Source organism: Neobacillus sp. NRS-1170, assembly GCF_050468025.1.
Map to the genome: position 1 here is coordinate 22599 of NZ_JBITPF010000041.1, position 22365 is coordinate 44963.

Sequence of the window (22365 nt, forward strand, 5' to 3'; positions counted from 1 at the left end):
TGAATGGGATGTATAGAAAAATTGTTGTAAAAAGAAAGGATATTTGAATTGAAAAAAATACTATTCATTTTAATTGGAATGCTGGTAATGATTCCTACGATTGCCAGTGCACATACAGAAATAACTTCTTCAAATCCTGCTTCAGGACAAGTTGTTAAAGAAGACCTTAAAGAAATTGTCATTACATATGAAGGTAAGATTGAATCTTTAAGTACAATGAATTTAGTAAAAGATGGCCAGGAAATACCCCTAGTTAGTGTGACTCCAAAAGACAATCAACTAATAGGTACCTTATCATCACCCTTAGAAAATGGCGCCTATACGGTTCAATGGAGTATTGCTGGAGAAGATGGGCATCCCTTAAAAGGGGAATTTCCTTTTACTGTACAGAAGGAAGTAAAACAAGAACAAACGGAAACCAAAACCCCAGTAACTACAAAAAAAGAAGAAACTAAAAAAGATAATACACAACAGGAACAAACCAATAAGGAAACAACTGCTTCATCCATTAATTTTAAAACCATTATAACTGTGGCCATTGCTGCCATTTTAGTCATTGGGTTGTTCCTGTTATTTAGAAAGAATCGCTAATTATGAGTTATTTCATTCCTATTGCAGAATTCGGAAATTATTTATTGTATTCTATTCTTGTCGGACATGTTGCTTTACAATTTGTACCTGAAGCAAATAAACCTAAAGTAAATATTCCCATACCTATTTTACTTCTTTCAACACTTGGCATTATTATTTTCTCTTTAGGACCGATCGTTCAGACGGTTACTTATTTCCAAGGTGGAGTCGGCCTTGCATTAGCGATAAAATCTGTCTTATTTGACTTTCAAGTTGGCAGAGCTTGGATTTTTATAGGGTTTATGGCCACGTTCTTATATCTAGCCATTTTGCTAAAAGGCTCAAAATACGTGCAATCCATATTTCTATTATTGATGATAGCAGCTGTTGGATATTCCAGTCATGTAGCCTCTCTTTCGTTTTGGCCTGGCTTGCTATCTCATAGCACGCATTTTTTAATCATTACATTATGGACAGGCATATTGATTCATGCTGCTTGGTTCTCCAAAGAAGAAGCAAATTGGTCTAAATTTTTACGATGGTTTACTCCCTTTGCCGTTTTCTGCATTGTCATCATTATTATTAGTGGAATCTACCTAATGTTATTTGTTGTTGAACCTAAAGACTATGTAAAGTCTTGGGTGTTGCCATATGGACAAATGCTCCTTTTAAAGCATATTAGTATCATCCCTGTGTTGGTTTTTGCCTTTATAAATGGTGTACTTTCAAGAAAAGCATTAAAACTTCCTTCTTTCAATCCTAAACCCTGGATAATGGCAGAAAGCATTATATTATTAATTGTCTTCTATTTTACAGCTGTGATGGGAACGTTATCGCCACCGCATGAAGTGGAATTCACTGTGAAGTCGGAGGGGGCATCTAAATGGGTGGAATGGTTATTGGGGAAGAATATCCTTTCAACATTACAGCTGCATTTAGTACCGTCAATCCAATCGGGATTGCTAATCATTATATCTATACTATTTTTGTTATTGATTATCATTAGTTTTAAAAGGTATAAGCCTATATTGGGAGTAGTGTTTGGTGTTGGTTTTATTGTTGCTTTGTATTTTGGTTTGATCATGTCCCTGTCCATTTGAACAGGTTATATTTACGTTGAAAAGAACGAATAAAGGAAGTGTCAGCATGAAACGATTCAAAATCGTAATACCTACTATGATACTTGTAGCTGTTTTGGCAATATGGATGCTGGGAAAGTATCATTCAGCCGTACCGCTTCAATTGCGTATACTTATAGCTGTCGGAGGGGCACTCCTATCAGGCGTGTGTACCTTTTTCATGTTAAAGCAGGATGTTGAACGTGTGGATGCAAAATCGAATAAATGATTGCTTGAAAATAGAAATTCATGAGTTTAAAAAAAGTAGAAGGGCAAGGTACTGAAGAATTGTATTTCTTAGCATTCTTAGAGCCAATGTACACTTATAAAACGTTTATTATATTGTAAAACTCTGTTCATATGATATTCATATTTTAGGTGTAATATAATTTTTGCAAGCTAGGACAATTTGCAAGTCTTTTAAACCAACCCCCTTGTTAAAGATTCGGCTCGATGCCGAATCTTTTTTATTTTTTGTTTGATGAAACCTCTTTATAAAGCCGGAAAACTTTAGAATCGTCTAAGCATAAAGTTATTCGCATATGATGGTTAAAAGGGGGGACTTGAATGATTGAAGAAATAAAGTTAAGCTCTTTTGTCACTTTGCTTATTTTCAGTGGCATGTTTTTAGGGGGAAGTTCAATCCAATTCATGTCCCTTTTATTAAAAAGAAACTCGTTGTATTTACAGATCTTTTGCGGAGGATTGCTAGTAGGCTTATTTGCTTTTGAATTACTTCCAGATGTATTTAGGGATTTTCAGATGATCGGAATCTTTACAGGAATCTCAATTGGTATCTTTATTATGTTTATGATGGAAATTTTCTTACATAGGAATACTTTTCAAACGAGGCACACAGATACCATTTTTCTTTTATTAGTTGCTTTGCTGATTCATAGCATTCCAACAGGAATATCTTTTGGCATGAGCTTACAACCAGGTCAAATTATGAACTATGGATTATTGATTGCTTTTATTCTTCATAATGTACCAGAGGGTATGGTGATCATGGCATCAATGCCACTAATAAAAAAGAAAAATAAATTGTTTGTAACCTTTTGTTCTATGCTCTCCATTGTAATCGGCCTTAACATACTTATGGGTATGAATATGAGAGTAGATTCCATAAAGTGGTCTACCATCATAATGGGAATGACAATTGGAACCATTGGTTATGTCACTTTTTATGAACTTCTTTGGAAAAAATCAAAATACCTTCCGAAAGCAAAAGTCGCTTTAGCAGTGGTTTTGGGAATAGTGAGTATCCATTTTTTCTTGCAACTTCTCCCTACTCATCAATAAGACTATAAAATATGAAAGCCAACGGTTCTGAAACAACAAAATATTGTATAAATTTGGTACTATTTTCATAAATTTATCTAAATGTAACTCTTTTTGCATGATCCGTTTGTAGAGGGGGAGTAAGCATGAAGTACACACGATATGTGGTTACTGGTATTATCGTGTTTGTTGTCTTGGGTCTTATTGCTGCTTCGATTACTACGGTTGCTGCTGGGAATAGAGGAGTTCTGTTGCAAATGGGTGAGGTTAAGCCAACGATTTTAACGGAAGGGCTTCACTTTAAGCTTCCGTTTCTACAATCTGTTCAGGAGGTTGAAGTCCGGGTTCAAAAGGAAGAAAGCTCGCAGTCGGCTGCTTCTAAGGATCTGCAAATGGTAACGACAAAGGTGGCTGTTAACTTTTCAGTGGATCCCGAGGCCGTGAATAAGCTGTATCAAGAAATTGGCTTGGATTATCGCTCCCGCATTGTCGACCCGGCCATTGCCGAATCCCTTAAGGCGATTACGGCGCAGTACACTGCAGAAGAGCTGATTTCGAAACGGCCGGAGGTTTCGGCGCAAGTGAAGGATATGCTGGCGAAAAAATTAACCAAGTATTATATGAAACTTGAAGATATCAATATTAAGGAATTTGCTTTCAGCGAGGAATTCAATAAGGCGATTGAACAAAAACAGACCGCTGAACAAAATGCATTAAAGGCACAAAGAGATTTAGAAAGAATCAAAATCGAGGCCCAGCAGCAAATCACACAGGCCGGTGCTGAGGCGGAAGCGTTAAAGCTGAAAAAGCAGGAAGTCACGCCTGAGTTAATTGAATTGAAGCAAATTGAGGTCCAGGAGAAGGCTTTGGAAAAATGGGATGGACATTTGCCAAGCGTTACCGGCGGGGCTACTCCGTTTATCGATTTGAGCGGGGCGGGTGCGAAAAAGCAGTAGTATGGAGAAGTGTTATGAGCACTTCTCTTTTTTGATGGCTTTGGAATTGACTGGGAATTGTGCACTGTTAATAGGACATATTTTAAAAAAATGATAGAATAGGTTTTATCTTAATAGTTTAGGAGTAATTAACTTGCAAATGAGAATGGAAAAGACGGTATCTGTTAATCAGAGGATCAAAGCCTTATTCCCATGGCTATTGGTATTCCTTTGGATGTTTCTTATATTTAATATGTCCGCTCAACCGGCTACTGAATCTAACTCTCTTAGTATGGGAGTAACCGAGAAAGTCATCGAAACGGTGAACAAATTGAAACCGGGAGCAGATTTGAACATGGAAACGGTCAATCATGTGGTGAGAAAAAATGCGCATTTCTTTGCTTATTTAGTACTCGCTGTTTTGACGGTGCATGCTTTGAGGAGAGGCGGAAAATTAAGTGGGTTGATGATGCTCCTAGCTCAGGGGATATGCGTCCTCTACGCCTCGTCCGATGAAATACACCAAATATTTGTTCCTGGCCGGGGGCCGCAGGTGAAGGATGTTTTCATCGATAGTTCGGGAGCTTTGTTGGGCATCGCAATCTATTATGTTATTAATCAATTTCGCGGTCGTTGGACTAAAAATAAATAGCTGAAAGAAACCAAGGGGAAGCCTTGGTTTTTATCGAATTGAATAAACAAAACGAAACCGAGGGATACTCCCCGGTTTCGTTTTGTTTATTATGTCTCTAATTTCCTTTTTTTATAAAAATCGACAATCCCATGAAAAAATGAGACAAAATCCCTTAAAAAATAGACAAAGTTCCATCAAAAATGGACAAAACCCCGAAATAAATAGACAAACAGGCCTTAAAAATAGACAAACCCTCCAGAACGGGAAAAGTTTATAATTTCAACCCTGTCCTGCTTTTAAATCTGCGTAATAAAATGTGGCTTTCTACTCGTGTGATGCCTTCCAAGCTATATAATTCCTCATTGATAAAGTTCTCTAAGCGCACAAAGTCCTCCACCAGAACGTGCATATGTAAGGTACTTGGCCCCGTCATCTGGTAGCAGCTTGCTACAACGGGATTATTGGCTAAGGTTTCCGCCACTCTGACCAGGGAGGCCGGCTCGCAATCGACTTCGAAGAAAGCGGACACTCCTTTCCCCACTTTATCGGAATTAATAACGACCGTAAATTTTTCAATCACGCCATTTTCAATTAATTGATAAACCCGTTCACGGATGGAGACACGGGATAAGTTCAATTCTTTGCCTATATCAACGTATGACATTCTGCCATTTTCACTTAACAACTGAAGTATTTTTCGATCGACTTCATCAATTATCATCAGCCCACCACATTTCCCTTGTTTACTTAAAATTATAAAACAAAAGTATTTATTTGTAAAAATACATATTTCGTTTGTAAGGCAAATAAGATAAAATTGTTTACAAAAGGAAATTAAATAATCCACTTAACATACGATATGAATGAAAGGAGAAACATCATGCATTTTGATTACTTAAATTATCCCTATCCATCCCAACGAATGGCGACCATCGCCAGGAATGGGATGGTCGCCACTTCTCAGCCGTTAGCCGCCCAAGCTGGTCTTGATATTTTAAAAAAGGGCGGAAATGCCATTGATGCGGCGATTGCTACGGCTGCCTGTTTGACGGTGGTGGAACCGACCTCCAATGGGATTGGCGGCGATGCGTTTGCGTTAGTCTGGACAAATGGCGAGCTTTACGGCTTGAACTCCAGCGGTCCGGCGCCAAAAAGCATCTCGATTGAAGCTGTAAAGGAAAAGGGACATGAAAAAATGCCAACATTTGGCCTTGTGCCTGTAACGGTTCCGGGTGCACCGGCTGCATGGGCAGAACTGTCCAGACGATTCGGCAGGCTGCCATTAACAGAGGTCCTCCAGCCCGCCATTGAATATGCCGAAAAAGGTTACCCGCTTTCTCCTGTGTTAGGACAGTATTGGAACGCAGCTTTTAATAGATTTAAAGATTTATATACAGGTGATGAGTATAAGGGCTGGTTCGAAACCTTTGCTCCAGAAGGCAAGGCGCCGCAAATCGGGGAGATTTGGAAATCGGAAGGTCACGCGAAAACACTGCGCGAAATCGCGGAAACGAAGGCTGAAAGCTTTTATCGCGGCGATCTAGCTGACAAAATTGACGAGTTTTCCAAGCAGCACGGCGGCTTCTTGTCCAAAGAAGATTTAGCGACTTACAAGCCTCAGTGGGTGCAGCCGATTAAAGTGAATTACAGGGGCTATGATGTCTGGGAGATTCCGCCAAACGGCCAGGGAATTGTGGCATTAATGGCGCTAAACATGCTTAAAGGCTATGATTTTGTTGAAAAAGAATCCTTCGAAACCTATCATAAACAAATTGAAGCTATGAAATTAGCCTTTGCCGATGCCCAAAAATATGTGACAGACCCGGAAAAAATGTCAGTAACGTCCGAGCAATTATTATCGGAAGAATATGCCGCGGGGAGAAGAAGCTTGATTGGGGATTCAGCGCTGACCCCTGAACCAGGAACTCCTCCAAAAGGCGGTACCGTTTATTTAGCGACGGCCGACGGCGAAGGTAATATGGTTTCGTTTATCCAAAGCAACTATATGGGCTTTGGCTCAGGAATCGTGGTACCGGGAACAGGCATTGCGCTACAAAATCGCGGCGCAGATTTCTCGTTGGATCCTTCGCATGAAAACCGCCTTGAGCCGGGTAAGCGGACGTACCATACGATTATTCCAGGCTTTTTAACAAAGGATAGTGAAGCGGTTGGACCATTCGGTGTCATGGGTGGATATATGCAGCCGCAAGGTCATGCTCAAGTCATCATGAACACAATCGACTTCCATTTAAATCCGCAAGCGGCCTTGGATTCGCCAAGATGGCAATGGATGGAGGGCAAGAAAATTATTGTTGAAAATACCTTCCCTGCCCATATTGCACAGGCGCTGGCAAGAAAAGGGCATGACATCGAGATTGCTTTAGATGGCGGTCCATTCGGAAGAGGCCAGATCATTTGGCGCGACTCAAGTACAGGTGTGCTTTCAGGCGGAACAGAATCGAGAACGGACGGTACGATTGCAGCTTGGTAAATTCAAAAAAGGTGTTGAATAAATGATGAAACAGCTTGATATCAGTATTGCATTTTTTCGATCCGGAATCTTAGGCTACGGGGGAGGGCCATCTTCGATCCCGCTCGTTCATAAAGAGGTGGTCGAGCGGTTTAAGTGGATGGATGATGATGAGTTTGGCGACGTATTAGCCTTAGCGAATACTCTCCCAGGTCCGATTAATACCAAAATGGCAGGATATATCGGGTACCGGGTTGGAGGATACTTGGGAATGGTCAATGCCATCCTGTCTTCGATTCTCCCAACCATTTTACTCATGATCATTTTGCTGACCTCTTTGTCCTCTGTGAAGGACCTGCCATGGGTAGCGGGGATGACGAAAGCTGTTGTTCCGGTTGTAGGCGTGATGATGGCTACGTTAACCTGGGATTTTTTCAGGAAATCGTATCAAACGCTTGGAAAAATAAAAGCGGGATTAGTGGTAGTTGGCAGTTTGCTAGTATTAGAGGTTTTGGGGATCCATCCAGGGATCTTAATTGCAGCAATATTAATTTTTGCCCTTGTTAAGAGGGATAAGGCCCCTAAGGGTGCGGAAAAAAATGTAGAAAGAGGGGTGGGATGATGTTATATTGGCATATTTTCCTTGCCTTTTTCATACCGGGAATAGTCGGTTATGGCGGCGGTCCGTCTTCGATTCCGCTTGTCGAAAATGAAGTTGTCGGCCATTACGGCTGGATGACCGTTCAAGAGTTTAGTGAAGTATTGGCACTCGGCAATGCCTTGCCAGGACCAATTGCGACGAAAATGGCCGGTTATATTGGCTACGAAGTCGGCGGAGTCGTCGGTTCGGTGGTCGGGGTGTTTGCGACCGTTGCCCCTTCGCTGATCTTAATGATTTTTCTTTTAGGTATATTATATAAGTACAAGGATTCGCCGAAAGTGAAGCGGATGACGACCTATATCCGCCCGACGATTGCAGTTTTGTTGGGTGTGATGACGTTTAACTTTTTCTTCACGTCCTACCATAATTCTGGTGTGCTCCAAACGGTCTTCTTAATAGCAGCGAGTTTGTTGCTTTTGGAAAAATTTAAGGTGCACCCGGCATACGTGATCATGGGCTCATTAGCATATGGGGCGCTGTTTTTATAAAAAAAGTGTAACAGGAGGATAACTATGTTAGTAAGTCGGTCCAATTTGATTTATGCGTTCAGTAAGGAAAACAAACCGGTTTTACAGGTGGATTCCGGCACACAGGTTGTCATCGAAACCTGTGATTGTTTTGAGAACCAGATCGTTTCAGAGGATATTTCTTATCATGCGATGGATTGGGATAAGGTCAATCCAGCGACCGGCCCTATTTATGTGAATGGAGCTGAAGCCGGAGATATTCTTGCTGTTACGATTGATGAGATAGAGCTTGCGGATCAAGGTGTGATGGCGGTTAGTCCTGGTATGGGGGTACTTGGTGACCGTTTTGAAGAGTTTGAAGCGAAGATCATCCCGATCCGTGATGGCAAGGCGATTTTTAATGATTTAATTGAAATCCCTTTAAACCCGATGATTGGGGTAATCGGTGTGGCGCCGAAGGATGGAGCAGTTTCCTGTGGGACACCGGGTTCTCATGGCGGGAATATGGATAATAAAATGATTACCACGGGTGCCACCCTTTATTTTCCGGTTCATGCAGATGGTGCACTGTTTGCATTGGGCGATTTACATGCCGCTATGGGGGACGGGGAAATTGGCGTGACGGGAATTGAAATTGCAGCGAAGGTAACCGTCACATTAAAGGTCATTAAAGGATTTAGTATTGAAAATCCGATTTTGGAATCGGAAGAATTTATTAGTACGATTGCTTCTGAGGAGACGCTGGACCTGGCAGTTAAGCGTTCAGTGGAAGACATGGTTTCATTTTTAGAGGATCGGATTGATCTTTCTTTCAATCAAATCAATATGTTGTGTAGTGCCATTGGCCAGACGCAAATCTGCCAGGTGGTGGACCCGCTGGTAACAGCAAGGTTTCTTTTTCCGAAGTGGGTTTTGGGGAAGTATGGGTCTGGAGTTTTTTAAACCGAGGGGTATTCCTTCGGTTTTTTTGTTTTTGTTTTTCCAGTTACTGTTAAAATGTCCGAATCATCTAAATAAATGTCCAAAGAGCCGCATAAAATGTCCAATGTGTATGTAAAATTGTCCAAAGCGCCGCAAAAATTGTCCAAAGCACCCCAAAAAATGTCCAATCACTTCTCAGAGTCGCGCATCCCCTTCATCCAAACCCTATTTTGAAATAAAATTCCACAAAAAATATAATAATACCAAAATGACATCACAAAGGGGAAATAAAAATGAAGTATCCACTATTGGCAACGGACTTAGATGGGACATTATTAAATGATCAAAAGGAGATTGCTATAGAAACCATCGAAGCAATTCAGGAGTATCGCCAAAGAGGCGGCAGGGTCGTGATTTGCAGCGGCCGCTCGCCGCTTTCAACCAAATGGATTGCCAGTACCATCGGCCTTAAGAGTGAGCCGATCATTGCTTATAATGGGGCGATCCTCATCGATGAAAACGGAGAAATCAGCGCGCAATCCGTTTTTTCGATAGAATCGCTTATCAACTTTTGGGAACTATGTGAAGCCGATGGCATATATGCTCATTTTTACGAAGGGGATACGCTTCTGGTCCCGCAAGTGAATAAATGGAACGAAAGATGGATTGAAAATAACATTCCAACTCTTGAAAGTTCGGGAGGCAGCCGGCAAAACTGCGAGCAATTCAGGCAGCAGTGCCAGGTGAAAGTGATTGATGATATCTACCAATACATGAAGGAACAAACACCAAGCATTACAAAAATTGCCGTTTTTGACGAGAAAAATAAGCTCCATGATTTTTCCAAGCGAATCGTGGACATGGAAATCAGCAGCAGTTTCGATTTTCTTAATTTAGAAATTACCCCGAGCGGAGTGACAAAGGCATCTGCCCTGGTTAAGCTCACCGAAAAACTCGGGATTCCCATCTCGCAAACCGCGGCAATTGGTGATAATTATAACGATTCGCTTATGCTCAAAACAGCAGGCCTTGGAATTGCCATGGGAAATGCGCCGGAAAAAGTGAAACAATTGGCGGATCAGATAACCGGGGGAAACAATGAAGCGGGGGTTGCCAAGGCGATCAGCCGCTATTTATTAGAATAAGATTTTAAAATAATATTTCATTATTTTTATAAAAATATTGAAATGAAATTTCAAACGTAATATAATGAAGGTACGGGTAATCGCTTACATCTTAGACAAACTAACAGGAGGAGAACGCAGCAATGGACGAAAATCTCGAATTATTAACGACAGAATCACGAAATGAACAATCGATGCAGATTGATACAGCCAATCCGAATGAGATATTACGAATCATGAACGAGCAGGATCAATTGGTCGCTTTAGCGGTCAAGGAAGTGTTGCCAGAAGTGGAGGAGGCGGTTCGATTTGTAGTGGATTCCTTTCAAAAAGGCGGCCGCCTCATCTATATGGGCGCAGGCACGAGCGGGCGCTTAGGCGTACTGGATGCCGTAGAATGTCCGCCGACCTTCAGCACGGACCCTGAAATGGTGCAAGGCCTGATTGCAGGGGGAGAAGGAGCATTTTTAAAAGCAGTCGAAGGGGCTGAGGACCAGACGGAGCTTGGTGTCAGTGACCTGAAGGAACTGGGGCTGACAAAGAACGATACCGTTATCGGCATCGCAGCGAGCGGCCGTACTCCTTATGTGATTGGAGCGCTTCGCTATGCACGGAGCCTTGGCGCAAAAACCGTCGCTTTATCCTGCAATAAAAATGCGGCGATTAGCAAAGAAGCCGACCAGGCCATCGAAGTGATTGTCGGTCCAGAGGTACTAACTGGTTCGACGCGGCTGAAAGCGGGTACGGCTCACAAAATGATTTTAAATATGATTTCCACTTCCTCAATGATTCTTTTAGGAAAAGCTTATGAAAATTTAATGGTCGATGTTCATGTGAGCAACCAAAAGCTGCAGGAACGAGCAATTGGCATCATCCGAAAAATTACCGGGGTTTCTTATGAAACGGCTTCGGAAATATTGGAACAAGCCGATCTGCAAGTGAAAACGGCGATTGTCATGATTAAGACGAATAGAACGAAACAAGAAGCAGAACGATTATTAAAAGAAGCAAACGGTTATGTAAAAAAAGCAATCCAAATGTAAAAGGTGGTCTTTGGTGTGGCAGCAGGCGGCTTAAAAATGATTCAAAATATGCTGGAGCAGCTTCCGGCTTCGGAGCGAAAAATTGCTGAGTTTATTCTTGAAAATCCGCAAACGGTTTTAAACAGTACCGTCCAGGACATTGGCGTACAGGCCCATACAAGCGGTGCAGCTGTGATTAGGCTGTGCAAGTCGCTTGGCATAAATGGATTTCAGGATTTAAAGGTACGAATCGCCGGGGATTTAGTGAAACCGGTCGAACAAGGCTATCGTGATATCGAGCCGGGGGAATCGTTTTTCTCGATTGTTCAGAAGACGACCTCAAACAGCATCCAAAGCATTCGCGATTCAGAAGAGATGATCAATTATGAGGAATTGGAACGTGCTGTTCACACCTTGTCGGGTGCGCAAAATGTTCATTTTTTTGGCATTGGCGCCTCCAGCATTATTGCTGGTGACGCACAGCAAAAGCTCCTTCGGGTTCATAAAAATGCGACCGCTTTCACGGATACCCATCTTGTCGCTACTCTAATCGCGAATGCCAGTCAGGAGGATGTTGTGTTTGGAATCTCCCATTCAGGCGAAACCTCTGAAGTGATAAAAATTATGACACTGGCGAAAGAGCGCAGCGTGAAAACGATCAGTTTAACGAAATACGGACAATCATCGGTTTCATCCCTGGCGGATATTAAATTGTTTACCTCTTATTCCGGCGAGGCGCCATTTCGAAGTGCCGCCACGTCATCACGGCTTGCCCAGTTATATATCATGGATATTTTGTTTTTATCGATGGCAACGGTTCAATATGAGGACACGATTCATTCGATTGATAAAACAAGAGAAGCAATCCGATTTATTAAGGAAGGTAAATAATCCTTTTGGGGGGTGATGTGACGTCCATTCCGTTGACTTTTTTAAAAAAAATAAAACAACAGAGAGAGGGGAAAAAACATGGCTGGAGAGAATAAGATTTTAGCAGAAAAGATTCTGGAACAATTAGGCGGCCCAGCGAATATCGGCAATTATACACATTGTATGACAAGACTTCGTGTCACACCGAAGGATGATTCGATTATCGATAAAGCGGCCATTAAGAAAATAGAAGGGGTCATTGGGGTAGTCGAAGAGGAAACCCTGCAAATTATCCTTGGCCCTGGAAAAGTAAATCAAGTGACTGAGGAGTTTGGCAGATTAATAGAGGCAGCCGGCGGAATTGATTTGAAAGAAAAGGCCGCGAGCAAGAAGGCGGAAATTAATCAAAAAAATGCCACACCATTTAAGCTGTTTTTACGAAAAATCTCTAGTATTTTCATTCCATTAATCCCGGCTCTTGTAGCATCCGGTTTGATCACGGGGATCACGAAAGCGATTGTACAGGCGGGATGGCTGGCAGGAGATTCGCAACTGGCAACGATTTTGTCTGTCATTGGCGGAGGGTTGTTTGGATACCTTGGAATTTTAGTTGGGATCAATGCAGCGAAAGAATTCGGCGGTTCACCAGCACTTGGAGCGATTGCAGGTATCTTGATCATTAATCCGGCTGTTGCAGGAATCAAATTGTTTGATACAGCGCTGCTTCCGGGGCGCGGGGGGTTGATTGGCGTCCTATTTGCCGCTATTTTCATTGCCCTTGTTGAAAAACGAGTTCGCAAGTTTGTTCCACAATCACTTGATCTGTTTATCACACCAACGGTTGCTTTATTGGTTACTGGCATTGTTACTTATCTTGTTTTTATGCCGCTTGGTGGTTTTATTTCAGATGCGATTACAAAAGGATTAACTTCCTTACTTGATATGGGTGGTGTCGTTGCAGGCTTCGTCCTTGGGGCAACCTTCCTGCCGCTCGTTGTAACAGGCTTGCATCAAGGTTTAACCCCAATCCACCTTGAATTGATCAATTCATTAGGCAATGACCCGCTTCTTCCAATCCTGGCAATGGGCGGTGCCGGCCAAGTCGGTGCGGCGTTTGCGATTTATTTTAAAACGAAGAAAACTCGCTTAAAAAGAGCGATTGGCGGGGGTCTTCCTGCCGGTATTCTTGGTATCGGGGAGCCGTTAATCTTCGGTGTGACGCTGCCATTAGGACGTCCATTCTTAACAGCGTGTTTAGGGGCCGGTGTCGGCGGTGCGTTCCAGGCAGCCTTCCATGTAGCTACGATTGCAGTAGGGGTATCTGGTTTACCGCTTGCCTTCCTAGTTGTAACTGGTCAGGTGCTGCTGTATTTAGCAGGGGTCGTCATTGCGTACGCGGCTGGTTTTCTATTCACTTATTTATTCGGTTTCAAAGATGAGATGGCTGGTGAATTTGATTGATCGGCATTTCCTTCTATTTAAATGATCCTTTGGCGGAAGAGCGGATTATTTTTGCAGGAAAAAAGGGTGTGAAGCGGGCGTTTACCTCCCTTCACATTCCTGAAGAATCCGGAGATTTAGCGGGCCGTGCTGCAATGCTGCTGCAAACCGCAAAGGAAGCTGGAATCGAGGTTTATGCGGATGTGTCGGCGCGGACGCCCGCACATTTGGGACTGGAGAGCTTATCTTCGTTAAAATCATTAGGTGTGGGCGGTTTGCGGCTGGATGATTTTTTTGATAATGAAACGATTTTGGAGTTAGCGAAGGATTTCAAGCTTGCGCTTAATGCTAGCATTATGTTTGAAGAAGAGCTGAGTGCGCTTTTGGATGGCGGGCTTGAGGCAAGGCAGCTTATGGCCTGGCATAATTTTTATCCAAGGAGAGAAACCGGGTTAGCGGAATCGTTTTTTCGAGCGCAAAATGAACTTTTTGGACGGTATGGCATTCCGGTCAGTGCTTATATTGCAGGTGACGGAGAGAAACGCGGTCCGTTGTTTGAAGGGCTGCCGACTTTGGAGGCGCATCGTGGTGTCGATCCGTTTGTGGCGGCCCTGGAGTTGTTCCGGGCCGGTGCCTATGATGTTTATCTCGGCGATCCCGAGGTCAGCGAGGAGCTTCTTGGGAGGTTATTGGATTTTGACCTTTTTGGCCGGATTTCGATTCAAGTCGAAGGTTTTCAAGAAGGTGAGTTCCGGCTCCGTCCTGATTTTTCCCGCGATGTGTTAAGGTTCATGGATACGAGGAGTTCGGAGGCAGTAGCCCCTGAGAATACGGGGGTGCGGCCAAGGGGAACGATTACAATGGACAACGACCGTTATGGCCGGTATCGCGGCGAGGTGCAAATCACGCTTCATGATCTGCCGGCGGATGAGCGGGTGAATGTGGTTGGGAAAGTTGTCGAGGGCGATTTGCCGCTGCTTTCCTTGCTGAAGCCGGGTCAAATGGTGAAATTAATTGAGGTCTGAACCAAGGGATATTTTTCCTTGGTTTTTTTGTTTTCTCGGTCATTAATAAGGAAGGGCGCCTAATGCCTGGGTGGAAGAGAATTAAGCAAGTACGGTAATTAGGAAGGGCCCCTAATGCCCGAGTGATAGATTTCAGGTGTTGGCGAGTAAAAGGAAAACCCCCATAAAATGGTTCTTATTTTTTGAAAAAAATGAAACTAATATCATGCTTTTTCAGTCTTAAAGGTGTTAGAAAGGGGGAGCGGTTAGGTGCTTAAAGTTGATATTGCAGATCTGCCTTATAATCTAGATAAAGAGAAACAGATTGATGATCTGATGAATTTGTATTCCCAAAAGGTCTATTTGCTGGCTTATTCTTATGTGAAAGACCGCGGGCTGGCGGAGGATATTTCGCAGGAAGTGTTTATCAAATGCTATAAGTCTCTCAATCAATTTAGAGGGGAGTCGCAGATTTCGAGCTGGATTTATCGGATTACGGTCAATACAGCGAAGGATATGCTCCGGTCGAAGGGCTTCAATGCCTTAAGTTTCCGAAAGCCTTTTTTGAAAATTTTACAAAGAGTCAGAGCCCTGAGGAGGAGAAGATCCAGCAGGATGAGCGGGAAGCGGTTCTGCAAACTGTCCTTAGTCTGCCCACTAAATATCGCGAGCTAATCGTCCTCTATTATTTTCAGGATGAAAAACTGGAGGATATTGCCGGAATCTTGAATTTAAACCTTAATACGGTGAAAACAAGACTATCAAGGGCTAGGGCAATGTTAAAAGAGAAGTTACATTCTTTTTCAGGAGGTGATCTGCTTGGAAAAAGATCTTAAAGAGGTAAAAGATTACTACCAGCAAAATTATTTCCATGACGAAATCGCTAATAGAATTAAAGACCGGGTTCAACAACAGATTCAACCGAAACGGATTAACTGGTGGAGAAGGCTGTTCTATTTCAGCGGTGCGGCGGTGGCAGCCTTCGGAGTGTTTGTGGTGTTGGCCTTTTTCTCGCCGGCAGTGGCCGAGGTGGCGGCAAAAGTGCCATTTTTAAATATGATTTTTAAATCGCAGCCGATTTCGGATGTCATTCTCACGACGCTCACCGAAAAAGGGTATAAAGTCGATGGAATCGGCGTTCGATACGAGCCAAAGAAAGTAATGTCCGTGAGGCTTCAGGGAACGGAGGAAGAGGTAAATAAGGATAAACCGGAAGTGAAGAAGATTGTGAAAGACCTGTTGCTGTCAAGAGGGTTTGATGCCTACGGAGTGAGGGTCGAAGCGTCCCAATTTACACCGCCAGTACTAAGCGAAGAAGAACAGAAAATCGAGGAGTTAAACAAACAGGTATTTGATGTTGTATCCAATGTACTAAAGAGCTATGGCAATGAAGAACCCATAGGCTTAGCGAATAAGACGATTGAAATCAATTTGCCGAATACGGAAACAAAAAAGGATGAAATCAAGCAAAAAATCCAAAGCCAGCTTGCTGAGAAAGGACTTGGAACGTTCACGGTTAACGCTGTCGTGTATAATGTCAAAAAAAGAGAGCGGGAAATGCGCTGGTCGGACATCATTACAACCATTGCAGATGGCATGTTCAGCAGTAAGAAATATAAAGTAATCGGAGTAGGATACACAAATCGCTCGGCTGAATTTATGCAAATTACGATTAGTACCTCGGTATCCTCCAAAGATGCCGATTATGAAGAAGTGACAGACAGAATCGAAGACACCATTCGGGAATTTTTAACCTCCAAGGAAACAAAGGAGATTATTAAGGATGATGCGTATAAGGTATTCATTCGTTCGAAGGATAAGAAAGAAAGAGTGATTACGAGATAGGGTCCCTTTCACGCAATGTACTTTGTCAAAAACAAAAGACTCCATATTGCAGGAGTCTTTTGTTTTTATAGCTTATTTTAAATCAAGATAGTGGTCATACATTTCCAGATTCTCAAGAAGTTCGTGCTTGTAGGCAAGCAGCGCTTTTTTGACGATGGAGCTATAATTTTCGTTGCTAAGCTCCGCGTTGCATTCATCCAGTTCCCTGTTTTTAACTAATTTAAGCTCATTGAAAATATTTCCTAATTCTCTCCCCATCTTGAAGCCTCCCAAATTTTTAATCTATTTCTTTAAAATAAGGATGGACAAATTTTTCATAGATTATACGGGAGGAGTACGTTCTATTTTGATGCTAAATTATCTCGATTGACCGCTTCGGGCGGCTGTTCCATCCAGCCGTTATCAATCATGATTTTTGCGCCCTCTTCTACAAATAATGAGATATTCATTAACGCTCTTGTGTACATGAACCCAATATCGTGTCTTCCATTTACAGCTGCAGAATTTCCAAATGCCCGAATCTTCATCGAGAACATATCTACCTTATGATACAACATTAATTTATCCGAAAAAGGAGAATAGGTGGATGTTGTGACTAAATGGTCAAGAAAAGACGGTGATGGTAAGTTTTCTTCATGTAGCTTATTCATATACCGCTCTAACTCATTATGTGTAATATCTCTGCCTTTTATAAATAAATCACGGACCCTTTCCGATTTTACTACTTGACTAAAACCCAAAATCAGCGCTTTGCTTGTCACGTTATTTTCAATATTGTCATAAAGATGGGTGATTTCTAAAGCGTGTAAAGGACGTACTTGACCAAAATATCCATTTAGAAAATCGTGATGGACGAAAGTTACTTTTTCCGGTATTGGAATGGCAGGCGGTTTCATAATAAAGCCTTTTTTCATTAATAAATCATTTATGTGTTCCATCAATTCAATGGTGGAATTCATGCAGTGAATAAAAAATTCCTTTACATCCTCTCTATACATTAGTGGGATCGCCACACCATAAATGCTGAGCCCCGCTTTTGCGGCATATTTTAAATAATGGACGTAGAACTGATCTTCAAATAATCTGGGAGCACCAAGATTAACATCCTCATCTGAAAACCCAGCCGGGATCGGAAAGTTTTCCTTTTTAAAAATTCCTGCGATTGAACTCATAAATTCATTTGTTAACGATAAAGCATGATTCAGCAGTTTTTTTATATCTTCATCATCTACGTGTTGCTGATAATATCTTAAAATACATCTAGACATGCTATTTCCCATATAGGTCGCCCAAAGCTTCGCTATTTCGGCTGCTGTTAATTTTTCTGATACGGAACCTTTTTCTGAAGTTAAAAGATTTTCGATGGGAGTAGTCTTTTTGGAACCAATCTTTATTGGTTTAATCATTTTTGCCAAATCATTCACCTTACCATTTTTTAGTTATTTTTCTTCTTTTTAAAAAAATTATTCGTTTGTTGGGGCAAATCTACACGGTAAAAAGTGAAAATGGGCAACATCAGCTAAGCGATATTAAAAAAGCGGAATAGTTTTTTTAGCAAGGCCTAGATCTAATTGAATCTGGCCCTTGCCTTTAATATACTAAGATTAAAAATAATAGATTAGGTTAGGAATTGGAATTTCATGAACAAAAAGAAATTTGTCATTGTAATAGCGTTTGCGGTGGTATTGCTCCTGTTGCTGGTGAATGCCGGGAAGTTCCTGGTTGCTAAGGACACCGTACAAAAGGCAGACGCCATTATTGTCTTAAGCGGCGACCGCGGCGAACGAGTGGAAAAAGCCGCAGAGCTGTATCATCAGGGATATGGCAAGTATTTTGTTATTTCTGGCGGCATCATCTATAACGATGTGACGGCTGCCGAGTTGATGAAGGAGCATGCTTTAAAGCTCGGGGTTCCGGAAAGTGTGATTATCCTAGAAGACCGTGCTGATAGCACCTACGAAAATGCCGATTTCACAAGGAGGGTCATTAAGTCTTATCCTATCGATTCTGCCATTGTTGTTTCGTCCAATTATCATATGAAAAGAGTCAAAATGATTTTTGACCGCGACTTTGAACATAGTGGAGTCAAGCTTTATTACGCCGGTGTGAAGGATCGTTATTTTAACAAGACGAAGTGGTGGAGCAATAACAAAAGCATCATGATTACCGTTAATGAATATTTAAAAATGGCGGGGTATGCCTTAGGGAAGAACTATTGAGGGGGTTTCTGATGGGGACAAGTAAATTCATTGGTACTAAGCAGCTGTCGTATCAATTGGCGCGACAAGAGATCAGGACGGGGGACCTGTTATTTTGCAGCGGACGGCATATAGTTAGTGAGTTGATCAAGAAGGTTTCGGATTCGATGTTTAGCCATGTGGCCTTGTTATGCTATTGGAATGATCGCGTAGTAGTTTTAGAAAGTGTGGAGAATGATGGTGTCAGGGCGGTTCCGTTGTCTCATTACCTTTATAACTATGAAAATAGTAATAAAAAGTATAATGGTGAAATGTACTTGGCGCGCCATGAAGAGGTGGACAGTCCTCATTTTGATTTAGGAAAAATCAATAAAATGCTGGGAAATGCCGTGGACTTGCTTAATTATAATTATGATAAAGACGAAATCGCCCGTATTGTAGCCCGTGTAGGTTTAGGGATCGGCAAGCACAAGGATGATAAGTCGTTTATTTGCTCGGAATTTGTGGATGTATGCTTCAAGCAAATGGATATTGTATTTGGGCGAGATCCGATGGGATTTATTTTTCCCGAGCATATTGCGGCGGATGCGAAGGTTACGCCATTGTTTGAAATTCAGCCGTAATCGGCGGGAATTTTTTGATGGGGAGGTTCCAATTTCTGTCTAAATGGACAATCCTGCCTGAAAAATAAACAAACCGGCTTAAAAAATAGACAAAACACCTTGAAAAAAAGACAAAACTTAAAATGACTTAAATATGGAATTGCCCGATTGGTAAGAATATCAGGGGAAAGGGGTATGGATATGGATTTAACGATTAAGTGGAAAGAGAAAATGGCCTTTTCGGGTGTGACTCCCTCTGGACATGAAATTATCATGGATGCGGCTCCCGAGGTGGGTGGAGAGAATTCCGGCGCAAGGCCGACGGAACTGCTGCTGCAGGCGGTTGCGGGCTGCACCGGAATCGACATTATTTCCATCCTGCATAAGATGCGGCTTGAGCCTTCGTCTTTTCATATGGAGGTTAAAGGCGAACGGGCCGAGGAGCATCCTAAGCGATTTACAGCTATTAACATTCATTATGCGTTCGAAGGGGAACTGCCTGAGGACAAGGTTGTACGGGCGATTCAATTGTCGAAGGATAAATATTGTTCCGTTTCGCATTCCTTAAATGCCGAAATAACCGTCAGCTACTCTATTAATGGGGCTAAAGGGGAAAACCAAATTTAGATTGCCACTGAAAAAGCCCTTCCCAATGAGAAGGGCCTTTCGCATTATTGGATTAAAGCGCCGTTGCTGTCAAAGGTATATTTCGTTCCATTGACCTCGCGTTCTCCAGTGACCATTTTCCCTTTTTCATCGAGATAGTACCATTTTCCGCTGGAACGGGTCCAGCCTGTCTGCATGACTCCCTGCTTATCAAAGTAGGCCCAGTTTTCTCCGGCAATGTACCATCCAGTTACCATAGCCCCGGTAACCTCATTGAGGTAATACCATTTTCCTTTGTCCTGCAGCCAGCCAAGCCGTCTTTTGCCATTTTCATAGAAATACCATGTTGAATTTTCTTTTACCCAGCCTTTTTTCGGGGTATCATTGGCGGCCCGTACATCATTGACAAACTCTGTCCAGGTCACCCCATGGGAAGTTAAATAGGCTAACGGGTCCATATGGTCTGTTCCGCCTAGATTCTTGGAGACCCATGCATGTGATACCAGGGTTTGGCCATTGATAACATCTAGATTTTTTTGTTTTAAAAGATGGGCAATTAGCCAGACGTAGCGATGATAGGAATCTATAAATTTAGCATGGTCGCTTGTCTCACATAATTCCACATGGACATAACGAGGATTCCCCTTCCCAGCGCCCCATGCTTTGTAGTCCGTATTGGCTGTTTGAACAATCGAATCCCAATCGACGAAAAAGTGGACAAAGGCATTACGATTGTCCCATTCTCTGTGAAAATAAGCAGATTCTGCTTCTGCCGTTGCTTCCGGGGTTGCGGTTGAATGAGCTACTACCCCCTCATATGCGCCAACACCGTTTCGATACGGCTCTCTTGGCAAACCAGGGATTAAATCTTTTTTAATTGGATAGGTCATGACTTACTTCTCCTTTCAATATAATTTATCCACTGTGTTTTCCGTTAACATTGTTATGATATTCAAAAGGCCAGTAAATTGCTCTTATTAGGATGGGATAAGTTGGGATTTGTGAGATGTTCGGTAAAAATGGGGGACGAGGCACTAGAAATACCCCCGGACCTTCTGTCTGAAAAGACTTTTCCGAGGGCAAACCTTATTGTAAGTAGTCCGGATGATCCTGTTTGTGCTGCTGATTGATTTCTGAGAAAATATTTGGCTGTTCCTTATTCGTGGATGTGTAGTCACACTCACATTAGGAAAATAGAGGTCCAGGAGTTTTTTCAGCTCACCGACTGTGACTGGTTTGGCATCATCTTTTAATTCATATCCAAGCAGGCCGTTAGGTTCAATTGTGGCGTATTTAATGTCTTCGTTTTTAGAAATGCCTTCGTTGCGCATCCGCATTTCAAGATGGTCAACGGTCAGTCGCAGCTTTTTTAATGTTTGGATATTCAAGTTGCCATTCTCAATCACGACCTTCGATTTTCCGCTTAGAAGTTTTTCAGCAAAATTAAACTTTATTTGTAAGTATTCTAAAATCAATAAAATTGCGACAAAAACGGCAGCACCTTCGATGGTTTTTGTTACACTTTCCTCTACTATTGGTTGAACGATGATTGTCCCAATGGCAATTACAACAATGGTTTGTGCCAAGGTCATTTGGGCAATCGATTTTCTGCCGGATATTCTTAACAGGAGAGTCCCTGCTGCAATTAAAATTAATGATTTCCAAATGATGGATAGATCCATCTGCTCAGCTCCTAATACTATGTTTTTATATAATTTTCCACTTATAATCCAAATTATTTATTGTAGAAACTATATTTAATGGAGGTGGGCATGGATGACAAATGAAAGGACAAAACCGCCAAATTCGATTAAATATAGTATTTGGCAAACGCGGACGGAAGGGATTGATCCAAGGATTAAGGAGAAACTGGATCAATCCCAGCCGCGACGAAAACCAATTGATAATCCTGAGTGAAATCAAAACCCCCATTTTAGTTTGGGGGTAATTTCATTTATTTGAAATGAAATTATTTGTATAAGTCAGTTTACGTGACCGTATTTTCTTTTCGCGGCCTAATCTGGTCACGTAGACTGCCTCTAAGTGACCGTTTTTACTGCCCACGCCCCAATTCAGTCACGTAGATTTCTATCGGCGCACCACTGGTGCAAAATTACACTTTCATTTTGTCAGGAAGGTCCTGAATCGACTGGACGACCATATCAAGCTTGGACTCAACGCGGTAAAGCAAGAAGAGGGTCACGGCAATTGGGAATCCCACCTCGTTAATGATCGGGATAATCTGATCCATGGTATTTGCTCCTTTCCTAATTAAGAGTTTTGTAAAAAGAGGCCGGCTTCATCGTTGACGAGAATCCGGCCTCTTCTTTATTAAAATTAAACAAGTTCATATTCAGTTACATTACGGTCTATGATTCTTGCTCCTTTTGCTTCCACATACTTGCCGCTGGCAGAAGTGAAAACCTCGGATGCAATAATCTGTCCCATCGAAAGTTTAACAACCTGCTCATCAATCGGTTCTTTTGGATTATCGATCGATAAACGAGCAGTTTTGCCAAACTCCGTACCAAACTGCAATTCCAACGTTTTAGCCATTTTCTTCACCTCCTATCAATAAAGTTACCTTTGATTAATCG

At 42.1% G+C, this 22365-nt stretch carries 29 protein-coding genes; 22 read left to right on the forward strand and 7 right to left on the reverse strand.

Features of this window, described 5'->3' with window-relative positions:
* The first annotated feature begins 48 nt into the window (after positions 1-48).
* The 6 genes from ACIFOT_RS18885 (at position 49) to ACIFOT_RS18910 (ending at position 4556) form a co-directional block, all read left to right on the forward strand.
* The gene (locus ACIFOT_RS18885; RefSeq protein ID WP_430066892.1) at positions 49-591 is read left to right on the forward strand and encodes a copper resistance CopC family protein; all 543 of its coding nucleotides are present in this window, start codon (positions 49-51) and stop codon (positions 589-591) included.
* 2 nt (positions 592-593) lie between these two features.
* Entirely contained in the window at positions 594-1670 is a 1077-nt protein-coding gene (locus ACIFOT_RS18890) for a copper resistance D family protein (protein WP_430066893.1), read from the forward strand.
* Between the two features lie 46 nt (positions 1671-1716).
* The gene (locus ACIFOT_RS18895; protein ID WP_430066894.1) at positions 1717-1917 is read left to right on the forward strand and encodes a hypothetical protein; all 201 of its coding nucleotides are present in this window, start codon (positions 1717-1719) and stop codon (positions 1915-1917) included.
* Between the two features lie 338 nt (positions 1918-2255).
* Positions 2256-2990, forward strand: coding sequence for a ZIP family metal transporter (locus ACIFOT_RS18900; protein ID WP_430066895.1), 735 nt, complete (start codon positions 2256-2258; stop codon positions 2988-2990).
* Between the two features lie 125 nt (positions 2991-3115).
* Entirely contained in the window at positions 3116-3925 is an 810-nt protein-coding gene (locus ACIFOT_RS18905; protein ID WP_430066896.1) for a prohibitin family protein, read from the forward strand.
* Positions 3926-4064: 139 nt separating this feature from the next.
* Positions 4065-4556 (forward strand): VanZ family protein, encoded by a 492-nt coding sequence (locus ACIFOT_RS18910; RefSeq protein ID WP_430066967.1) that lies wholly within the window; start codon positions 4065-4067, stop codon positions 4554-4556.
* A 253-nt stretch (positions 4557-4809) separates the two neighbouring features.
* On the opposite strand, the gene ACIFOT_RS18915 is transcribed toward ACIFOT_RS18910, so the two are convergent.
* Positions 4810-5259, reverse strand: coding sequence for an Lrp/AsnC family transcriptional regulator (locus ACIFOT_RS18915; protein ID WP_430066897.1), 450 nt, complete (start codon positions 5257-5259; stop codon positions 4810-4812).
* A 159-nt stretch (positions 5260-5418) separates the two neighbouring features.
* Here ACIFOT_RS18915 and ggt point away from each other — a divergent pair, with 159 nt between their 5' ends.
* The 12 genes from ggt (at position 5419) to ACIFOT_RS18975 (ending at position 16362) form a co-directional block, all read left to right on the forward strand.
* Positions 5419-7029: a gamma-glutamyltransferase gene (gene ggt / locus ACIFOT_RS18920; RefSeq protein WP_430066898.1), complete on the forward strand. Its 1611-nt coding sequence runs from the start codon at positions 5419-5421 to the stop codon at positions 7027-7029.
* A 25-nt stretch (positions 7030-7054) separates the two neighbouring features.
* The gene (locus ACIFOT_RS18925; protein ID WP_430066968.1) at positions 7055-7630 is read left to right on the forward strand and encodes a chromate transporter; all 576 of its coding nucleotides are present in this window, start codon (positions 7055-7057) and stop codon (positions 7628-7630) included.
* On the forward strand, positions 7630-8157 hold the full coding sequence (locus ACIFOT_RS18930; RefSeq protein WP_430066969.1) for a chromate transporter: 528 nt from the start codon (positions 7630-7632) through the stop codon (positions 8155-8157). Before ACIFOT_RS18925 ends, ACIFOT_RS18930 begins: the two co-directional genes overlap by 1 nt.
* A 24-nt stretch (positions 8158-8181) precedes the next feature.
* On the forward strand, positions 8182-9078 hold the full coding sequence (locus ACIFOT_RS18935) for an acetamidase/formamidase family protein (RefSeq protein WP_430066899.1): 897 nt from the start codon (positions 8182-8184) through the stop codon (positions 9076-9078).
* A gap of 272 nt (positions 9079-9350) precedes the next feature.
* Positions 9351-10202: a Cof-type HAD-IIB family hydrolase gene (locus ACIFOT_RS18940; protein ID WP_430066900.1), complete on the forward strand. Its 852-nt coding sequence runs from the start codon at positions 9351-9353 to the stop codon at positions 10200-10202.
* 122 nt (positions 10203-10324) lie between these two features.
* Complete coding sequence (gene murQ, locus ACIFOT_RS18945) at positions 10325-11224, forward strand: N-acetylmuramic acid 6-phosphate etherase (RefSeq protein WP_430066901.1); 900 nt, start codon at positions 10325-10327, stop codon at positions 11222-11224.
* A gap of 15 nt (positions 11225-11239) precedes the next feature.
* Positions 11240-12094: a MurR/RpiR family transcriptional regulator gene (locus tag ACIFOT_RS18950; RefSeq protein WP_430066902.1), complete on the forward strand. Its 855-nt coding sequence runs from the start codon at positions 11240-11242 to the stop codon at positions 12092-12094.
* Between the two features lie 78 nt (positions 12095-12172).
* The gene (locus tag ACIFOT_RS18955; protein WP_430066903.1) at positions 12173-13534 is read left to right on the forward strand and encodes a PTS transporter subunit EIIC; all 1362 of its coding nucleotides are present in this window, start codon (positions 12173-12175) and stop codon (positions 13532-13534) included.
* Positions 13531-14538 (forward strand): MupG family TIM beta-alpha barrel fold protein, encoded by a 1008-nt coding sequence (locus tag ACIFOT_RS18960; RefSeq protein ID WP_430066904.1) that lies wholly within the window; start codon positions 13531-13533, stop codon positions 14536-14538. Before ACIFOT_RS18955 ends, ACIFOT_RS18960 begins: the two co-directional genes overlap by 4 nt.
* Before the next feature lie 249 nt (positions 14539-14787).
* Positions 14788-15192, forward strand: coding sequence for a sigma-70 family RNA polymerase sigma factor (locus ACIFOT_RS18965; protein ID WP_430066905.1), 405 nt, complete (start codon positions 14788-14790; stop codon positions 15190-15192).
* The gene (locus ACIFOT_RS18970; RefSeq protein ID WP_430066970.1) at positions 15123-15353 is read left to right on the forward strand and encodes a sigma-70 family RNA polymerase sigma factor; all 231 of its coding nucleotides are present in this window, start codon (positions 15123-15125) and stop codon (positions 15351-15353) included. The genes ACIFOT_RS18965 and ACIFOT_RS18970 overlap by 70 nt, the downstream gene beginning before the upstream one ends.
* Complete coding sequence (locus tag ACIFOT_RS18975) at positions 15337-16362, forward strand: DUF4030 domain-containing protein (protein ID WP_430066906.1); 1026 nt, start codon at positions 15337-15339, stop codon at positions 16360-16362. The genes ACIFOT_RS18970 and ACIFOT_RS18975 overlap by 17 nt, the downstream gene beginning before the upstream one ends.
* Positions 16363-16434: 72 nt before the next feature.
* Here the strand turns inward: ACIFOT_RS18975 and ACIFOT_RS18980 are convergent, their stop codons facing one another.
* Together ACIFOT_RS18980 and ACIFOT_RS18985 are read right to left on the reverse strand one after the other, a co-directional pair.
* On the reverse strand, positions 16435-16620 hold the full coding sequence (locus tag ACIFOT_RS18980; RefSeq protein ID WP_430066907.1) for a hypothetical protein: 186 nt from the start codon (positions 16618-16620) through the stop codon (positions 16435-16437).
* A gap of 83 nt (positions 16621-16703) precedes the next feature.
* Entirely contained in the window at positions 16704-17768 is a 1065-nt protein-coding gene (locus tag ACIFOT_RS18985) for a DUF3231 family protein (protein ID WP_430066971.1), read from the reverse strand.
* Positions 17769-18002: 234 nt separating this feature from the next.
* Between ACIFOT_RS18985 and ACIFOT_RS18990 the strand changes: the two genes are divergently transcribed.
* The 3 genes from ACIFOT_RS18990 to ACIFOT_RS19000 all read left to right on the forward strand — a co-directional run bounded on the left by ACIFOT_RS18990 (position 18003) and on the right by ACIFOT_RS19000 (position 19789).
* Complete coding sequence (locus ACIFOT_RS18990; protein WP_430066908.1) at positions 18003-18581, forward strand: YdcF family protein; 579 nt, start codon at positions 18003-18005, stop codon at positions 18579-18581.
* 11 nt (positions 18582-18592) lie between these two features.
* Entirely contained in the window at positions 18593-19183 is a 591-nt protein-coding gene (locus ACIFOT_RS18995) for a YiiX/YebB-like N1pC/P60 family cysteine hydrolase (RefSeq protein ID WP_430066909.1), read from the forward strand.
* A gap of 180 nt (positions 19184-19363) precedes the next feature.
* Positions 19364-19789, forward strand: a complete 426-nt coding sequence (locus ACIFOT_RS19000) for an OsmC family protein (RefSeq protein WP_430066972.1) — start codon at positions 19364-19366, stop codon at positions 19787-19789.
* A 44-nt stretch (positions 19790-19833) separates the two neighbouring features.
* Here the strand turns inward: ACIFOT_RS19000 and ACIFOT_RS19005 are convergent, their stop codons facing one another.
* Together ACIFOT_RS19005 and ACIFOT_RS19010 are read right to left on the reverse strand one after the other, a co-directional pair.
* A complete protein-coding gene (locus ACIFOT_RS19005) occupies positions 19834-20658 on the reverse strand; it encodes an N-acetylmuramoyl-L-alanine amidase (RefSeq protein WP_430066910.1) in 825 nt (274 codons plus the stop codon).
* Between the two features lie 144 nt (positions 20659-20802).
* Positions 20803-21450, reverse strand: coding sequence for a DUF421 domain-containing protein (locus ACIFOT_RS19010; protein WP_430066911.1), 648 nt, complete (start codon positions 21448-21450; stop codon positions 20803-20805).
* 94 nt (positions 21451-21544) lie between these two features.
* Between ACIFOT_RS19010 and ACIFOT_RS19015 the strand changes: the two genes are divergently transcribed.
* Positions 21545-21685, forward strand: a complete 141-nt coding sequence (locus tag ACIFOT_RS19015; RefSeq protein ID WP_430066912.1) for a hypothetical protein — start codon at positions 21545-21547, stop codon at positions 21683-21685.
* 196 nt (positions 21686-21881) lie between these two features.
* Here the strand turns inward: ACIFOT_RS19015 and ACIFOT_RS19020 are convergent, their stop codons facing one another.
* Together ACIFOT_RS19020 and ACIFOT_RS19025 are read right to left on the reverse strand one after the other, a co-directional pair.
* Positions 21882-22019: a YvrJ family protein gene (locus tag ACIFOT_RS19020; RefSeq protein WP_223594024.1), complete on the reverse strand. Its 138-nt coding sequence runs from the start codon at positions 22017-22019 to the stop codon at positions 21882-21884.
* 86 nt (positions 22020-22105) lie between these two features.
* The gene (locus ACIFOT_RS19025) at positions 22106-22324 is read right to left on the reverse strand and encodes a DUF2922 domain-containing protein (RefSeq protein ID WP_430066913.1); all 219 of its coding nucleotides are present in this window, start codon (positions 22322-22324) and stop codon (positions 22106-22108) included.
* Between the last annotated feature and the right edge of the window lie 41 nt (positions 22325-22365).

Excerpts from the sequence above, each read along its gene's own strand:
- ACIFOT_RS18890 (WP_430066893.1), top strand. The coding sequence starts at position 594 with ATGAGTTATTTCATTCCTATTGCAGAATTCGGAAATTATTTATTGTAT.
- ACIFOT_RS18895 (WP_430066894.1), top strand. The coding sequence starts at position 1,717 with ATGAAACGATTCAAAATCGTAATACCTACTATGATACTTGTAGCTGTT.
- ACIFOT_RS18900 (WP_430066895.1), top strand. The coding sequence starts at position 2,256 with ATGATTGAAGAAATAAAGTTAAGCTCTTTTGTCACTTTGCTTATTTTC.
- ACIFOT_RS18905 (WP_430066896.1), top strand. The coding sequence starts at position 3,116 with ATGAAGTACACACGATATGTGGTTACTGGTATTATCGTGTTTGTTGTC.
- ACIFOT_RS18910 (WP_430066967.1), top strand. The coding sequence starts at position 4,065 with ATGAGAATGGAAAAGACGGTATCTGTTAATCAGAGGATCAAAGCCTTA.
- ACIFOT_RS18915 (WP_430066897.1), bottom strand. The coding sequence starts at position 5,259 with ATGATAATTGATGAAGTCGATCGAAAAATACTTCAGTTGTTAAGTGAA.
- ggt (WP_430066898.1), top strand. The coding sequence starts at position 5,419 with ATGCATTTTGATTACTTAAATTATCCCTATCCATCCCAACGAATGGCG.
- ACIFOT_RS18925 (WP_430066968.1), top strand. The coding sequence starts at position 7,055 with ATGAAACAGCTTGATATCAGTATTGCATTTTTTCGATCCGGAATCTTA.
- ACIFOT_RS18930 (WP_430066969.1), top strand. The coding sequence starts at position 7,630 with ATGTTATATTGGCATATTTTCCTTGCCTTTTTCATACCGGGAATAGTC.
- ACIFOT_RS18935 (WP_430066899.1), top strand. The coding sequence starts at position 8,182 with ATGTTAGTAAGTCGGTCCAATTTGATTTATGCGTTCAGTAAGGAAAAC.
- ACIFOT_RS18940 (WP_430066900.1), top strand. The coding sequence starts at position 9,351 with ATGAAGTATCCACTATTGGCAACGGACTTAGATGGGACATTATTAAAT.
- murQ (WP_430066901.1), top strand. The coding sequence starts at position 10,325 with ATGGACGAAAATCTCGAATTATTAACGACAGAATCACGAAATGAACAA.
- ACIFOT_RS18955 (WP_430066903.1), top strand. The coding sequence starts at position 12,173 with ATGGCTGGAGAGAATAAGATTTTAGCAGAAAAGATTCTGGAACAATTA.
- ACIFOT_RS18980 (WP_430066907.1), bottom strand. The coding sequence starts at position 16,620 with ATGGGGAGAGAATTAGGAAATATTTTCAATGAGCTTAAATTAGTTAAA.
- ACIFOT_RS18985 (WP_430066971.1), bottom strand. The coding sequence starts at position 17,768 with ATGATTAAACCAATAAAGATTGGTTCCAAAAAGACTACTCCCATCGAA.
- ACIFOT_RS18990 (WP_430066908.1), top strand. The coding sequence starts at position 18,003 with ATGAACAAAAAGAAATTTGTCATTGTAATAGCGTTTGCGGTGGTATTG.
- ACIFOT_RS18995 (WP_430066909.1), top strand. The coding sequence starts at position 18,593 with ATGGGGACAAGTAAATTCATTGGTACTAAGCAGCTGTCGTATCAATTG.
- ACIFOT_RS19000 (WP_430066972.1), top strand. The coding sequence starts at position 19,364 with ATGGATTTAACGATTAAGTGGAAAGAGAAAATGGCCTTTTCGGGTGTG.
- ACIFOT_RS19005 (WP_430066910.1), bottom strand. The coding sequence starts at position 20,658 with ATGACCTATCCAATTAAAAAAGATTTAATCCCTGGTTTGCCAAGAGAG.
- ACIFOT_RS19010 (WP_430066911.1), bottom strand. The coding sequence starts at position 21,450 with ATGGATCTATCCATCATTTGGAAATCATTAATTTTAATTGCAGCAGGG.
- ACIFOT_RS19015 (WP_430066912.1), top strand. The coding sequence starts at position 21,545 with ATGACAAATGAAAGGACAAAACCGCCAAATTCGATTAAATATAGTATT.
- ACIFOT_RS19020 (WP_223594024.1), bottom strand. The coding sequence starts at position 22,019 with ATGGATCAGATTATCCCGATCATTAACGAGGTGGGATTCCCAATTGCC.
- ACIFOT_RS19025 (WP_430066913.1), bottom strand. The coding sequence starts at position 22,324 with ATGGCTAAAACGTTGGAATTGCAGTTTGGTACGGAGTTTGGCAAAACT.